The organism is Aequorivita capsosiphonis DSM 23843 (assembly GCF_000429125.1).
Taxonomy (GTDB): domain Bacteria; phylum Bacteroidota; class Bacteroidia; order Flavobacteriales; family Flavobacteriaceae; genus Aequorivita; species Aequorivita capsosiphonis.
This window is the reverse complement of the sequence record NZ_AUBG01000011.1, coordinates 37,983-51,200: the sequence shown is the minus strand read 5'-3', so window position 1 is coordinate 51,200 and position 13,218 is coordinate 37,983. Positions and strand designations below refer to the sequence as shown.

Here is a 13,218-nt window from a genome sequence, read left to right as displayed (position 1 = left end):
ATGTTATCAGGGTTTTTTTATGTAAGCATTTAATCAACAGAGAATAATGCCCCTTTTATTCGTAAAATCTAAATTATTACGAATGAAAAAATTATTGATTTCCGCAGTTTTTACTTCCATGTTTCTTTCTATTTCTGCTCAGGAAACGCCAAATGAAAAATCACAGGACACTTCAAAAGTTCAAGCTTTGGATGAGGTTTTGGTACAATCGGTCCGTGTGAAGGCAGATTCACCAATTACACATTCCAATCTTGACAAAGAAGAATTGGAAAAAAGGAATCTCGGTCAAGATGTTCCGTATATGCTCAACTATCTTCCTTCTGTTGTTACCACAAGTGATGCGGGAGCTGGGGTGGGTTATACCTCCATTCGCGTTCGTGGTAGTGATGCCTCGCGCGTAAATGTTACCTTAAATGGAATTCCGTACAACGATTCGGAAAGCCAAGGTTCGTTTTGGGTGAATTTACCCGACTTTACTTCATCAGTTCAAAGCTTACAATTACAGCGGGGCGTCGGGACTTCCACCAACGGCTCAGGTGCTTTTGGTGCAAGTTTGAATTTATTGAGCGATGCCGTTTCCAATGAAGCCAATGGAGAAATATCAAATTCCTTCGGAAGCTATAACACACATAAACACAACGTCAAGTTCAGCACTGGCTTACTTTCAGATCATTTTGAATTAGCAGGAAGGTTGTCAACCATCAAATCTGATGGTTATATAGACAGAGCCAGTTCAGACTTGAAATCATATTTTCTACAAGCTGCTTTTGTGGATAGCAACACCTTGATAAAAGCTTTGGCTTTTGGAGGTAAGAACATTACTTATCAATCGTGGAACGGTTTGGAAGATCCTGAAAAACTGAAAAATGACAGAACCTATAATACCGCTGGAATGTACACTGATGAAGATGGAAACATTCAGTTTTATGACAATGAAATAGATAATTATGCCCAGGACCATTATCAACTATTTTGGAATCAGCGTTTTGATAATCACTGGAGTACCAATTTATCAATAAATTATACCAGAGGCCGAGGTTATTTTGAACAATACAAAGAGGATCAGAAATTTAAAACATACGGATTTGAGCCTATCGTGAACGGGAGTGATACCATAAATAAAACCGATTTAATTAGGCGTCGTTGGTTAGATAATCACTTTTATGCAGCCAATGCCAACGTAAACTATAAGAATAATAAAATTGATTTTACTGGCGGAGCCTTTTATAGCTACTACACTGGCGATCATTATGGCGAAGTAATCTGGGCGCGATATGCCAGTAATTCTGAAATTCGAGAGCCTTATTATGATAGCAATGCGAAGAAAACTGAATTCACCGTTTTTTCAAAAGCTACTTATAGAATCAACTCGCAATGGAGTGTTTTTGGAGATTTACAAGGTCGGTTTTTAAACTATAAAACTACAGGAATCACTTCAGATTTGGTTGAAATGATTTATGATGAAAGCTATGCATTTTTTAATCCGAAAGCTGGATTGACCTATAAATTGAGTTCTTCTAATCAATTTTATTTTTCATACGGAAAAGCACATCGCGAACCTTCGCGCAATGATTATGAACAAGGAATCATTACCCCAGAAAAATTGGATGATTTTGAATTGGGATGGCGTTTCGCTTCTGCAAAAACAAAGGTGAATACGAATGTGTTTTATATGAATTATACCGATCAATTGGTGCTTTCAGGTGAATTGAATGATGTAGGTTCAGCTTTAAGAACTAGCAGCGGAAAAAGTTATCGCCTCGGATTGGAAGTAGATGCTGAAGTTCAGCTTTTGAAAAATTTGAGAACCATGCCTAATATAGCATTAAGCACAAATAAGAATATAGATTTTGTTACTTCTCGCGATGGAGAATTGGTGAATCTTGGAAGTACAAACATTTCATTTTCACCAGCTGTTGTTGCTGGAAATATGTTGGAATATACGCCAACAAAAAAATTGCAACTTGGTTTTCTTTCAAAGTTTGTAGGAGAGCAATATATGGGAAATATTGATAGCGAAGCTTCAAAATTGGATAGCTACTTTATTAATGATTTAAATATTGTATATACTTTTGATGGGCTTCCGTGGATAAAGGAAATAGCTCTTTCAGCTTTGGTGAATAACATCTTTAACGTTAAATATGAATCCAACGGTTATTTTTATACTTACGATGATGATTACAGCGATCCAGGAACGGTTACCACTGTTGATGGCGCAGGTTATTATCCGCAGGCAACTATTAATTTTCTTATTGGAGCTACCGTTAAGTTTTAAATTTAATCTGGATGCTTAGAGCAGCCGAAGTATTGGTAGGAAGTATTTTTTACTTTAAAATTTGTGATTTCGGCTCCGCTTTATGAACAACATGGTTGTAGAGCGGAGTAGAAGTAGTTTGGTGTAGGGGTAAACTTTTAGTAGAAATTTTAATAAAGATTTTGGTAGCGTAAATATTTCTTTTTATTTAGTATTCGTTGTTGCTATGTATTCTGCAATAATCTGGGGTATTTCATTTTTTCCTAAGGTATTATTTTCAATCTTCTCCAACAAAGCAGGGTCTTCAGTTAAATGATACATTGCACATCTTTTAAAACCACCGATAACATTGGTAATATAAAACATATTTGCTTTTTCCGCATCTGCTTTTTTAATATATCTTCCGATAGTTGGATAATCAGAGCCTTGTTGGTATCTGTAGAACAAAACGATTTCATCTGTTTCTTCATTTACTCTATATGCTGCAGATTGAATATAAAAAGTAACGTAGTCATTTTTAGCCTCAACCAACATTAAAGCTGTCCCTGAAGAAGAATTTCCTTTTAGTGTATTTACAATTGCCGCTTTTTCATATAAATAGTTTTTACCATTTGGAGATTCAACTTTTAATTTTTGTATAAGATTTCGCTTTAAACTTTCCTTCTCACCATTCAGCGATGTTTTAAAAATTACATTTTTTAATTTTGAAACATTTGGAACTTGAGCAAAACCATTTTTGATAGTTCCGTCAACCATTTCCATTTCTGCTTTCCAAAAAGGATTTGTATTTATATTAAATTGAGCATACGTATTCGCAAAAATGAAAAGTGAAAATATTAGTAGGTATTTTTTGAGGTTCATATTTTTAATTTTACTGCTTTACATATAATTGATCAATTACTAATTATAATATTATTCCCATTGCGCTCGGCACGATATTGCAACATGGGGTATTTTGTATCCGGTTCTGTGGTATGTCTTCCAAGGTTGACTATGTTGTATTCGTTGGTGTCAGTTTCGCACGGACAAGTGGCAATGGGCCCATCTACCTCCATTCTGGAACATTGGCTGGGAACGTGGTTGGGGTCGGAAAGTTCAAAAGCCAAATATTGGGTTTCACTTACACAAAAAACCACAACGCCTTTAATTCCTTGTCCGGTAATTACCGAGTTTCCAGGAAATTTTAAAGAATTGTATTCAGGTAAGTTTAAATTCAACCTTAAGTTAACTAAGGGATCTGCCAAAAATGGATTTCTATCTAATTTGTCATCGCTTTTTGAACATGAAAGCATGATAAAGCCAACGAGAATTAAAAGAAAGAGCGGTTTGTTTTTCATTTGTATGTAGGTATAAAGTAAGAAAGTTTTGACTGTAATGCCAAACTAATTTTTTTTAGCTGCTATATTATTATAATCTGTTATTGAGAGAATTAAAATTTGAGGCCGAAATTACAATAAATAACAAAGCAAGGAAATTTTTAGTATATTTGTTTAATACAATCCCGTCATCGCATGGGATTTTTTCAGTTTATTTAAGTGAGTCCCGCCACTAGTCGGGATTTTGTATATTAAAGAATAGGTATGTTCTACATACACAAACGATGAAATTATGAGTAAAGTATCATATTATAGCCCAGAGGGATTAAAAAAATTAAGAGAGGAGTTAGATCATCTTCGCGATGTTGAACGCCCAAAAGCGTCTAATGCTATTGGTGAAGCCCGAGACAAGGGAGATTTGAGTGAAAATGCTGAATACGATGCCGCCAAGGAAGCCCAAGGAATGCTCGAAATGAGGATATCAAAATTGGAAGAAGTTCTTGCAAACGCCAGATTAATTGACGAATCGAAATTGGATTTGAGCAAAATTTTAGTTCACTCTACAGTGAAGTTAAAAAACCAGGCGAATGGCATGGAAATGAAGTATAAACTTGTTGCCCAAAGCGAAGCCGACCTAAAAAATGGAAAAATTTCCGTAGATTCACCTATTGGGAGAGGATTATTAGGCAAACAAAAGGGAGATGTTGCTGAAATTCAAGTTCCAAATGGAATTCTTAAATTTGATATATTAGAAATATCTAGAGATTAATTATGGCGTCAATTTTCACAAAAATCATTGAAGGCGAAATACCCTGTTACAAAGTAGCAGAAGATGATAATTTCATCGCCTTTTTAGATATAAACCCGAATTCAAAAGGACATACCTTATGTGTTCCAAAAGAAGAAATTGACAAAGTTTTTGATATGGGGGAACATCTGTATCTACAGTTGATGCAATTTTCCCGAAGAGTTGCCCAGGCCATTGAAAAAACCGTTCCTTGCAAACGCGTAGGGATGGCAGTTGTAGGGCTGGAAGTACCTCACGTGCATGTGCATCTTATTCCGTTAAATGAAATGGATGATATGCGTTTCACCAAAAAAGTGAAAATGACTTCCGAAGAGTTTGAAGCTTTGGCGCTTGCCATTAACGAAAAATTCTAGCCTTATGAAGCTATCAAGAAGTAAATTCCTGCGGCAACCAAAATAATTGCCACCACAATCAATATATAAAATAGCGGTTTTACCTGTAAATATTGTTTATTGGTTTCCGCTATTTTTCTGTTATAATCATAAACTCTTTCAATATCTTCTGTCCAGTTTACTGGGTGTATCTGACTTTTGCACTTATGGCAATACAATTTTTCGTCAACCTGCTTTTCGGGTTTGTGGAAAAACGGGGTTTCTTTTTCGTCTTGGGTAAAAGTAAATTCCAAGCCATCTGTTCCGAAACAAGTTGGACAATTGTTGTGAAGTCTTGCAGTATGCAAGCTATGGGTTTTTTTGCTCATCTTTTAATTTTCAATCTTTAATGCAATCTCCATGGTTGTTCCCTGATTTGGAACACTTTTTAAAACGCGTATTTTCCCTTTATGGTATTCCTCAATAATACGCTTTGCAAGTGAGAGTCCAAGTCCCCACCCACGTTTTTTTGTGGTATGGCCCGGTGTAAATATTCTTCTGAATTCACTTTTGGTCAAACCTTTTCCAGTATCTGTTATATGAACCAACGCATATTTTGAGTTTTTGCTTATGGAAATAGTGATAGCTCCTTTTCCTTTCATTGCGTCAATGCCATTTTTTACTAAATTCTCAATCGTCCAACTTAAAAGTTGTGGATTCATTTCAATATAGATAGGTTCTTCAGGAATATTCAGTTGAAAATTAATCATCTTAGAAGTGCGTTTCTGAAGGTAGTAAAAAGTAGTTTTTGTTTCTTCAACTAAATCACAACGCTCCAATTTTGGAATAGAGCCAATTTTTGAAAAACGATCCGTTATCATTTCCAAGCGGCTAATGTCTTTCTCCATTTCTACAATATATTCCGGATTTACATTTTCATCCTTTAATATTTCGGTCCAACCAACCAAGGAGGAAAGAGGCGTGCCAATTTGATGGGCGGTTTCTTTTGCCATTCCTGCCCAAAGTCTATTTTGTTCCGAAGATTTTGAGGTTTTATAAAATAGATATACAGCTAAGATGAAAAGGAATATTATCAATATAAGCGCCGCGGGGTAATATTTCAGTTTGTTTATTAATGGTGAATTCCCGAAATAAATTACAGAAAGAACTTGATCGTTGTATTTTACTTCCAAAGGTTTATACTCTGAAATAAATTGATCGATTTTCTTTTTTAAAGCTTTTTCATTGTTGAGTACTTTCTCATCTATATTCCTTCCAGTGTAACTGTCTTCTTTTAAAGAATGTAAAATCATGGGCGTGGAACTATTACTTTGAATAATAGTTAGCGCAGTCTCACTCAGGCTCACGCCATCTCCAACCTGGCTTTGTTCAAGTTCCTCTTGTGCAACTGCCCAAATCTCCATTTTTCTACGCTCATTTTCCTTTAATTGATTAAAGAAAATATAAGTATTCCATAAAATCAGGCAGACTACAAAAATTGAAGCTAAAATAAAACCCCAACGGGAGAGTGATTTGTTGCGAAACATATAAAATAATTGTTATCCTCTTGGTTTGCCGAAGGCAGGTTTAAATATAAAGCAAATATGTTGATATTATTGTACAATGGAGTTTTTACAAGCTATAATCTTTGGTACATTTGCAGGTTATGATATCAATTGAACCAAACGAATTATCCACTGGAAAGTTGCACGGCTATCTTTTAGGTGCGGTATCGCCAAGACCTATCTGCTTTGCAAGTACTGTGGATGCTGAAGGAAACGTCAATCTTTCCCCATTTAGTTTTTTTAATGTTTTTAGTGCAAATCCACCAATTTTGGTGTTTTCGCCGGCAAGACGTGGGCGCGATAATACGACCAAACACACTTATGAGAATATTCTTGAGGTGCCAGAGGTTGTTATAAACATTGTAAACTATGCAATGGTTCAGCAAGTTTCACTTTCTTCTACGGAATATGCAAAAGGTATAAATGAATTTACAAAAGCTGGTTTTACTGAATTGGATTCAGAGCATATAAAACCACCACGCGTAGCGGAAGCTCCTGTGCAATTGGAATGTAAAGTGAACGATGTTATTAGCCTTGGAAAAGAAGGTGGCGCGGGTAATTTGGTTATTTGTGAAGTGGTAAAACTTCATATAAAAGAAGAAATTCTAGATGAAAATGGATCGATTGATCCCTATAAAATCGACACGGTTTCAAGACTTGGAGGGGGTTGGTACAGCCGGGCGAAATCAGGCCTTTTTGAAGTACCAAAACCTTTAACAACCTTGGGAGTTGGTATTGATAAGCTGTCTGAAGAAATTCGTAATAGTAAAGTGTTAACCGGTAATGATTTAGGGATGTTGGGGAATGTAGAAAGTTTCCCTAATTCAGAAGAAATTATTACCTTTATAAACGCTTCCGAAGAATTAAAAGGAATTTTGAATTCTAATAATTCTGAAGTAATTCATAAAAGAGCTCAAGAGTTTCTTTGTGAAGGAAAAGTGTCGGAAGCTTGGAAGATGTTGCTGGCAAATTCTGGATTCACCCCCGACCCCTAAAGGGGGAGAAGTGACATACGGAATTGCATTCACAGTTGCCGTATTCTCGCGATTTATCGCGTGCCATTTCAATAAAAAATAACAATATAAAATAGAGAATAGCAATAAAGAATAAATAATAAAACAATGGAATTACAAGGAAAAATCAAAATGATAGACGAAACTAAAACCTATGGCAATAACGGTTTTAGAAAGCGAGAGATGGTAATTACTACCGAAGAGCAATATCCACAGCACATAATGATTGAGTTTGTGCAGGATAAAACCGATTTGTTGAACAGCTATAAAGTAGGGCAGGATGTAAAAGTTAGTATCAATGTTCGCGGTCGTGAGTGGGTAAACCCACAAGGCGAAACAAAGTACTTTAACAGCATTCAAGGATGGCGTGTTGAAAACGTATCACAGGATGTGCCTTCAGGAGGAAATATGCCTCCAATGCCTCCAGCAGAAGCATTTGAACCTGCAAAAGACTTTAACGAAGAGGAACACGACGATCTTCCGTTTTAATTTAGATTGTTACAACCATAATTCTATGGATAATTGGAACCCTCGAAGCGTAATTAAATGCTTCGAGGGTTTTTTATGAATAAAAATCAGCAATTTTGAAGGATGCACTACCTCACTAACGAACTTTGGTTTCCAAATCCTGAGCAAGCAACCGCTGATGGTCTGTTGGCTATTGGTGGTAATCTTTCAACCGAGCAATTGCTTCTTGCATATAATTCGGGTATTTTTCCTTGGTTTGAAGATGGGCAACCTGTTTTGTGGTGGAGCCCAGATCCGAGAATGGTTTTGTTTCCTGAAAAATTTAAGGTATCCAAAAGTCTTCGGAAAACAATTAGAAGTGAGAAATTCAAAATCACTTTTAATCAAAATTTTGAAGCAGTAATTTTTAATTGCGCAAATGTGATACGAAATGGACAAGCCGGAACTTGGATAACCAAAGAAATGCAGGAAGCCTATTTAAAACTTCACAATACGGGCCATGCGGTGTCGATTGAGGTTTGGGAAAATGATAAACTCGTTGGCGGTCTTTATGGAATAGATCTTCCCCAGAAAAGAACGTTTTGCGGTGAAAGTATGTTCAGCTTGGTAAGTGATGCTTCAAAAGTGGCGTTTTATCATCTTTCGGAATATGTAAAAAGCAAGAATTATAAATTTATCGATTGTCAGATTTACAATTCACATTTGGAAAGTTTGGGGGCGGAAGAGATTGATAGAAAAGAATTTTTGCAATTTCTTTCTTGATGTATCCATTATTTAGAAAGGAGATTATTTTATTGATTGAAGATTAAACTCTTTTAGTTTTTTTTCAGATGAAATAATTTAATAACCTATCTTCGTATTCCATAACCCGCTAACTTTATGAATACTAGATACGCAAAATACCTATTGGTGTTGTTGATGGCGTTGCAATCTGCATTCGCTATTTCACAGGAAAAACCTAATCTTCCTCACAACCTTACCGAAACGGAGAAAGGTCTGATCACGGAATATCAATTTACAAGTACGCGACTTTCCGCACCGCCTTCAGGTCCCGTGCGAGCCGCCGCGGAATGGGAGGAAGTAGAATATCTTTTGGTTACTTGGAATCCTTCATACCCAAATATTCTTCGGCAAATCGTGGAAGCAGGCCTGCATGAATGTAAGGTTGTTATTACCACTCAGAACGAAGCTTCAGTTTCAAATTACTTGACCACAAACGGTGTAGATATTACGAATGTAATTTTTTTAAATGTTCCTTGGGATAGCATCTGGATTCGTGATTACGCGGGAAATACAATCTATTCAAACGAAGTAGGCGATCTTGCCTTAACCGATTGGATTTACAACCGTCCTCGTCCTAATGATGATGTAATGCCCATCGCACACGCCGCACAAGCTGGAATACCATTATATACTACCAATTCAGGAACCAACGATTTGGTGAATACTGGTGGAAATTATATGAGCGATGGAATGGGGAATGCATTTGCTTCAAAATTGATTTTAAATGAAAACGGTCCTGGAAACCCTTACGGAGTAAGCGTAAAAACCGAAGCTCAAATAGACGGCATTATGCAAGAATATATGGGTATTAACCGATTTGTAAAGATGACGACGCTGCCCTATGACGACATTCATCACATTGACATGCATATGAAGTTGTTGGACGAAGAAACTATTCTTGTTAGCAAATATCCTCCTGGAGTAGCTGATGGTCCGCAGATAGAAGCAAATATTCAATATGTTTTAGACAACTTTCAATCACCTTTTGGTGCACCCTATAACATTGAGTGGATAGATTCCCCTCCAAGCACAAATGGAAACTATCCAGATACTGGTGGTTCTTACAATACGTACAGCAATGCTGTTTTTGTAAATAAAACTATTATGGTGCCCACATATCGTCCAGAAGTCGATGCGCCCGCACTTGCAAAATACGAGGAAATGCTTCCGGGATATACTGTTGTAGGGATAGATGTAGATAATCCTGGTGAAAATTTGATTGTCTCCAAAGGTGCTATTCACTGTATTACACATACCATTGGAGTTGCAGATCCACTTTGGATTGTGCATCAACCTAGTGATGAAGCAAATGCGGGAAGCACTATAGCTATTGAAGCATATATTAGACATAAATCCTTAATAGCACAGGCAAAGGTCTTCTGGCGTGAAGAAGGAGAAAGTGATTATAATGAACTTGAAATGGTGCCAAGCAATAGCGATTATTGGATGGCAGATTTTACCATTCCTAACATTTCTGGGAACATTCAATATTATATTTGGGCAAAAGCTATGAACGGAAAGGAATTAACTCGTCCCATTGTAGCCCCAGCAGGATATTGGACCATTCAAGTGGAAAACCTTTCGGCAGATGCGTGGGCGCAAAATCATATTTCAGCAGCCTATCCAAATCCAACAACTGGTAAAGTTTTTTTTAATATGAATGCTATTCAAGGCCCTGTGAAAGTAGAAATCCATAACCTATTTGGGCAAAAGTTATACGAAGCAAATGTTGAAAGTGGCAACGGGAAGATAACATTAGATTTAAATCAAAATTGGCAGGGAACATTGCTTGTAACCTTTGAAGGTGACTTCGGAAAAATCCACAAAAAGATAATTAAACTATGATTTTTTTTGAAGAAATTTGAATGAAGATTTTTAGTCCTAAGTCCTAAGTCCTATAGTTCTAGGTCTATTTTTAACAATGAATCACACTTCGCTAAATCGAAAACAATCTTCAATATGATCATTTACCATCCCTGTGGCCTGCATGGTAGCATAAATAACAGTGCTTCCTACAAATTTAAAACCGCGTTTTTTTAAGTCCTTGCTCAATGCGTCACTTTCTGGCGTATTTGCAGGAGCATTAGTATGATCTTTCCAAATATTCTTTATAGGTTTATGGTTTACAAAACCCCAAATATAATTGCTAAAACTTCCAAACTCTTTTTGAACTTCCATAAAAGCCCGTGCGTTTGAAACAGCAGAATGAACTTTCAGTTTATTCCGAATTATTCCTTCATTTTGAAGCAATTCGTCAATTTTTGATTGATCGTATTTTGCTATTTTTTTATAATTGAAATTATCAAAAGCTTTTCTAAAATTTTCTCTTTTACGAAGAATGGTGATCCAGCTCAAACCCGCTTGAAAAGTTTCCAAAAGCAGAAATTCGAATAATGTTTTATCATCTTTTACAGGAACGCCCCATTCTTCATCGTGATATTTCACATAAAGCGGATCAGTACCACACCAGCCACAACGCACTTTTTCTGAATTCATAGTTTTTATTTTTTACTGACCACTGCTATTGCTGCCCTGGAAAATTAAATGTAATGGTTCCCAATTGTTTTTCTCTTGATGCATCCGTATTAAAACGAGCTTGTTGAGAATATTCTGAGGCAGCATCAATCAAACATTGGTTGGAAGTTGTAGAAGCGGTTTTATTGTACGAGTTCTTTATCACTTTCCCCAAATTATTTACTTCCACATTTATAACCACTTTTCCCGATCCATAACAAGTATAAACTGGATTGGGTAGGTCAATATCTCTTCGGTTTACCAATTGATAGCTTATCGTCGTGTTTCTATTTCCGCCCTTAACTACAGCTTGACCTTCTTTTTCGCTTTCACTATTAGAAAAATCTGATTTCTTTTTCTTTTCAGGTTTTTTAGTAATCGATTTTTCGTTACCATTATCCGAATTTTGCGATTCTTCCATAGCTTCACTCATTTCTTGGAGCTTTCCCTCTGTGGTCTCTGTGATTTCTTGGTTTTCGTTTTCAACGGAAGAAATATATTTCTCTGCCTCATTATAAGCTCGATTCGTTTCAACCTTCACTTTTTCAGGAGTGAGTGCGGCTAATTCCAAGTCTTCCGGTAAAAGATCTTCAGGGGCAATAAGTACGTCATAGACATCTTCCTTGTTTTCTTCCTGTTGTTTAGAAATTTTTACGCTAAAAAGAAATAATACCAAACACCCCGTAAGTAGGGAGGTTATAAGAAAAGCTCTATATGAATAATTGAAATTCATTACTGCAAGTACCGAAATTTTCAGCAAAATTGCACAAAAACAGCTGAAAATTAAGACGTTATTAGTGATATTTTAACGTGGTAAGGATGTTTCAAAAGCTTCGATGCCAACAGCATTTTTAACTGAAAAATCACCAATTTTAGTTCTTCGAAGCGCTGAAAGGTGAGCGCCATTGTTTAAAGCTTTTCCAAAATCATTAGCCAAGGAGCGAATATAAGTTCCTTTGCTACAAACTATTCTAAAATCTACTTTAGGAAGATCGATCTTCGTTATTTCAAATTCTGAAACAGTAACAGTTCTAAAAGGAATTTCAACTTCTTCTCCATTTCTGGCATATTCATACAAGCGTTTTCCCTCTTTTTTCAATGCTGAAAATACGGGAGGTTGCTGCTGAATTTCGCCTATAAATTGCTTTGTTGCTTTCTTGATTTCTTCCGAAGTAATCTCTGAAATATCAAAAGTTTGATCAATTTCAGTTTCTAAATCGTAGCTCGGTGTTGTTGCGCCTAAGGTGAAAGTTCCGGTATATTCCTTTTCCTGAGCTTGGAAAGTGTCTATTCTCTTCGTGAATTTCCCGCTGCAGATTATCAAAAGTCCTGTGGCCAAAGGATCTAAAGTTCCGGCGTGTCCAACTTTAATTTTCTTTATTCCGAAGGATTTTTTTATCAGCCAGCGAACCTTGTTCACCGCCTGGAAGGAAGTCCATTCCAATGGTTTGTCGATTAGGATTACTTGGCCTTCTTTGTAATCCTCGGCTTGTAGGGTTTTAGTATTCATTTTTGAGGATTTCTGTAATTTGGTCTTTAAAGGGAGGGATTATTTCTGTCGCAATTTGATAAAGTCTGATTGCTTCAATCCCTTCATAGTTATGGGCTGCAATATTTCTAAGACCAATTATTTTCCTAAAAGGAATTACAGAATATTTTGATTTCAATTCCTTTGAGATTTCCTTTGATACTTCCCCAATATTTATAAAATTCAATACACAAGCGTCATATACCATTTCGCTGTGAGTGAATTCTTCAGGCCTCAGATCCTTTGAATATTTTATAATTCGCTCGGAGTACTTTATTATTAAGTCGAGCAAGACGCGATCGGTTTTAATCATTGGGATAAATTTCAATAAGATCTTTTTCTATATATCGGCCAAAGCTTGTGCGGATTCCACATTTTAGGACCAAATCGATTTTTCGATTAAGTTTTTCTTTTAAATCCATATATGCGCCTCCCAAATCTAGCAGGGATAAGTTATAATCAACATCCAAAAGAATATCAATATCACTGTCATCGTTCATTTCACCACGTGCATAACTTCCGAATACACTAATTTGTATTGGATCGAAAGGCAAGAGTGTCTCAATGATTATTTTGTTGATTTCTGGATTCATAGTAAAACAAAGATAGTGAAAAGACCTGTAGAAGTATATAATAATGTGTCTTACGTCCTATCTCC

At 36.2% G+C, this 13,218-nt stretch carries 16 protein-coding genes; 7 read left to right on the top strand and 9 right to left on the bottom strand.

The window, feature by feature from the left end:
• Positions 1-82: 82 nt before the first annotated feature.
• Entirely contained in the window at positions 83-2,275 is a 2,193-nt protein-coding gene (locus tag G440_RS0109360) for a TonB-dependent receptor (RefSeq protein WP_026451068.1), read from the top strand.
• Positions 2,276-2,458: 183 nt separating this feature from the next.
• Here G440_RS0109360 and G440_RS0109355 read toward each other — a convergent pair whose 3' ends face one another.
• Positions 2,459-3,115, bottom strand: coding sequence for a hypothetical protein (locus tag G440_RS0109355; protein WP_026451067.1), 657 nt, complete (start codon positions 3,113-3,115; stop codon positions 2,459-2,461).
• A 32-nt stretch (positions 3,116-3,147) separates the two neighbouring features.
• Positions 3,148-3,591, bottom strand: coding sequence for a hypothetical protein (locus tag G440_RS0109350; RefSeq protein WP_026451066.1), 444 nt, complete (start codon positions 3,589-3,591; stop codon positions 3,148-3,150).
• Positions 3,592-3,862: 271 nt separating this feature from the next.
• Between G440_RS0109350 and greA the strand changes: the two genes are divergently transcribed.
• Positions 3,863-4,339 carry a transcription elongation factor GreA gene (gene greA, locus G440_RS0109345; RefSeq protein ID WP_026451065.1) on the top strand — a complete coding sequence of 159 codons (477 nt, stop codon included), beginning with the start codon at positions 3,863-3,865 and terminating at the stop codon, positions 4,337-4,339.
• 2 nt (positions 4,340-4,341) lie between these two features.
• A complete protein-coding gene (locus G440_RS0109340; RefSeq protein ID WP_026451064.1) occupies positions 4,342-4,731 on the top strand; it encodes an HIT family protein in 390 nt (129 codons plus the stop codon).
• Positions 4,732-4,733: 2 nt separating this feature from the next.
• Here the strand turns inward: G440_RS0109340 and G440_RS0109335 are convergent, their stop codons facing one another.
• Both G440_RS0109335 and G440_RS0109330 read right to left on the bottom strand, forming a co-directional pair.
• Positions 4,734-5,078 carry a hypothetical protein gene (locus G440_RS0109335; RefSeq protein WP_026451063.1) on the bottom strand — a complete coding sequence of 115 codons (345 nt, stop codon included), beginning with the start codon at positions 5,076-5,078 and terminating at the stop codon, positions 4,734-4,736.
• 3 nt (positions 5,079-5,081) lie between these two features.
• Positions 5,082-6,236, bottom strand: a complete 1,155-nt coding sequence (locus tag G440_RS0109330) for a sensor histidine kinase (protein WP_026451062.1) — start codon at positions 6,234-6,236, stop codon at positions 5,082-5,084.
• A 119-nt stretch (positions 6,237-6,355) separates the two neighbouring features.
• On the opposite strand from G440_RS0109330, the gene G440_RS0109325 reads away from it, so the two are divergent.
• The 4 genes from G440_RS0109325 (at position 6,356) to G440_RS0109310 (ending at position 10,363) form a co-directional block, all read left to right on the top strand.
• Complete coding sequence (locus tag G440_RS0109325) at positions 6,356-7,249, top strand: flavin reductase family protein (protein ID WP_026451061.1); 894 nt, start codon at positions 6,356-6,358, stop codon at positions 7,247-7,249.
• 126 nt (positions 7,250-7,375) lie between these two features.
• A complete protein-coding gene (locus tag G440_RS0109320; RefSeq protein WP_026451060.1) occupies positions 7,376-7,756 on the top strand; it encodes a DUF3127 domain-containing protein in 381 nt (126 codons plus the stop codon).
• Positions 7,757-7,858: 102 nt separating this feature from the next.
• Positions 7,859-8,497, top strand: coding sequence for a leucyl/phenylalanyl-tRNA--protein transferase (aat, locus tag G440_RS0109315; protein WP_026451059.1), 639 nt, complete (start codon positions 7,859-7,861; stop codon positions 8,495-8,497).
• Positions 8,498-8,614: 117 nt separating this feature from the next.
• Positions 8,615-10,363, top strand: a complete 1,749-nt coding sequence (locus tag G440_RS0109310; RefSeq protein WP_026451058.1) for an agmatine deiminase family protein — start codon at positions 8,615-8,617, stop codon at positions 10,361-10,363.
• A gap of 81 nt (positions 10,364-10,444) precedes the next feature.
• On the opposite strand, the gene G440_RS0109305 is transcribed toward G440_RS0109310, so the two are convergent.
• Genes G440_RS0109305 through G440_RS19750 form a run of 5 tightly spaced genes read right to left on the bottom strand, consistent with a single transcriptional unit; the run spans position 10,445 to position 13,153 of the window.
• The gene (locus G440_RS0109305; protein ID WP_026451057.1) at positions 10,445-11,014 is read right to left on the bottom strand and encodes a DNA-3-methyladenine glycosylase I; all 570 of its coding nucleotides are present in this window, start codon (positions 11,012-11,014) and stop codon (positions 10,445-10,447) included.
• Between the two features lie 25 nt (positions 11,015-11,039).
• Positions 11,040-11,792, bottom strand: a complete 753-nt coding sequence (locus tag G440_RS20665; protein ID WP_051285259.1) for a hypothetical protein — start codon at positions 11,790-11,792, stop codon at positions 11,040-11,042.
• Between the two features lie 45 nt (positions 11,793-11,837).
• Complete coding sequence (gene truB / locus G440_RS0109295; protein WP_026451056.1) at positions 11,838-12,542, bottom strand: tRNA pseudouridine(55) synthase TruB; 705 nt, start codon at positions 12,540-12,542, stop codon at positions 11,838-11,840.
• Complete coding sequence (locus G440_RS0109290) at positions 12,532-12,873, bottom strand: HepT-like ribonuclease domain-containing protein (protein ID WP_026451055.1); 342 nt, start codon at positions 12,871-12,873, stop codon at positions 12,532-12,534. Before G440_RS0109290 ends, truB begins: the two co-directional genes overlap by 11 nt.
• The gene (locus G440_RS19750; protein WP_034259312.1) at positions 12,866-13,153 is read right to left on the bottom strand and encodes a nucleotidyltransferase family protein; all 288 of its coding nucleotides are present in this window, start codon (positions 13,151-13,153) and stop codon (positions 12,866-12,868) included. The genes G440_RS0109290 and G440_RS19750 overlap by 8 nt, the downstream gene beginning before the upstream one ends.
• Positions 13,154-13,218: the final 65 nt, after the last annotated feature.

Coding starts and splice junctions, on each gene's coding strand:
- G440_RS0109310 (WP_026451058.1), top strand. CDS start 8,615: ATGAATACTAGATACGCAAAATACCTATTGGTGTTGTTGATGGCGTTG.
- G440_RS0109335 (WP_026451063.1), bottom strand. CDS start 5,078: ATGAGCAAAAAAACCCATAGCTTGCATACTGCAAGACTTCACAACAAT.
- G440_RS0109325 (WP_026451061.1), top strand. CDS start 6,356: ATGATATCAATTGAACCAAACGAATTATCCACTGGAAAGTTGCACGGC.
- G440_RS0109355 (WP_026451067.1), bottom strand. CDS start 3,115: ATGAACCTCAAAAAATACCTACTAATATTTTCACTTTTCATTTTTGCG.
- greA (WP_026451065.1), top strand. CDS start 3,863: ATGAGTAAAGTATCATATTATAGCCCAGAGGGATTAAAAAAATTAAGA.
- G440_RS0109320 (WP_026451060.1), top strand. CDS start 7,376: ATGGAATTACAAGGAAAAATCAAAATGATAGACGAAACTAAAACCTAT.
- G440_RS0109360 (WP_026451068.1), top strand. CDS start 83: ATGAAAAAATTATTGATTTCCGCAGTTTTTACTTCCATGTTTCTTTCT.
- G440_RS0109305 (WP_026451057.1), bottom strand. CDS start 11,014: ATGAATTCAGAAAAAGTGCGTTGTGGCTGGTGTGGTACTGATCCGCTT.
- G440_RS0109350 (WP_026451066.1), bottom strand. CDS start 3,591: ATGAAAAACAAACCGCTCTTTCTTTTAATTCTCGTTGGCTTTATCATG.
- G440_RS0109290 (WP_026451055.1), bottom strand. CDS start 12,873: ATGATTAAAACCGATCGCGTCTTGCTCGACTTAATAATAAAGTACTCC.
- G440_RS19750 (WP_034259312.1), bottom strand. CDS start 13,153: ATGAATCCAGAAATCAACAAAATAATCATTGAGACACTCTTGCCTTTC.
- G440_RS0109340 (WP_026451064.1), top strand. CDS start 4,342: ATGGCGTCAATTTTCACAAAAATCATTGAAGGCGAAATACCCTGTTAC.
- G440_RS0109330 (WP_026451062.1), bottom strand. CDS start 6,236: ATGTTTCGCAACAAATCACTCTCCCGTTGGGGTTTTATTTTAGCTTCA.
- aat (WP_026451059.1), top strand. CDS start 7,859: ATGCACTACCTCACTAACGAACTTTGGTTTCCAAATCCTGAGCAAGCA.
- truB (WP_026451056.1), bottom strand. CDS start 12,542: ATGAATACTAAAACCCTACAAGCCGAGGATTACAAAGAAGGCCAAGTA.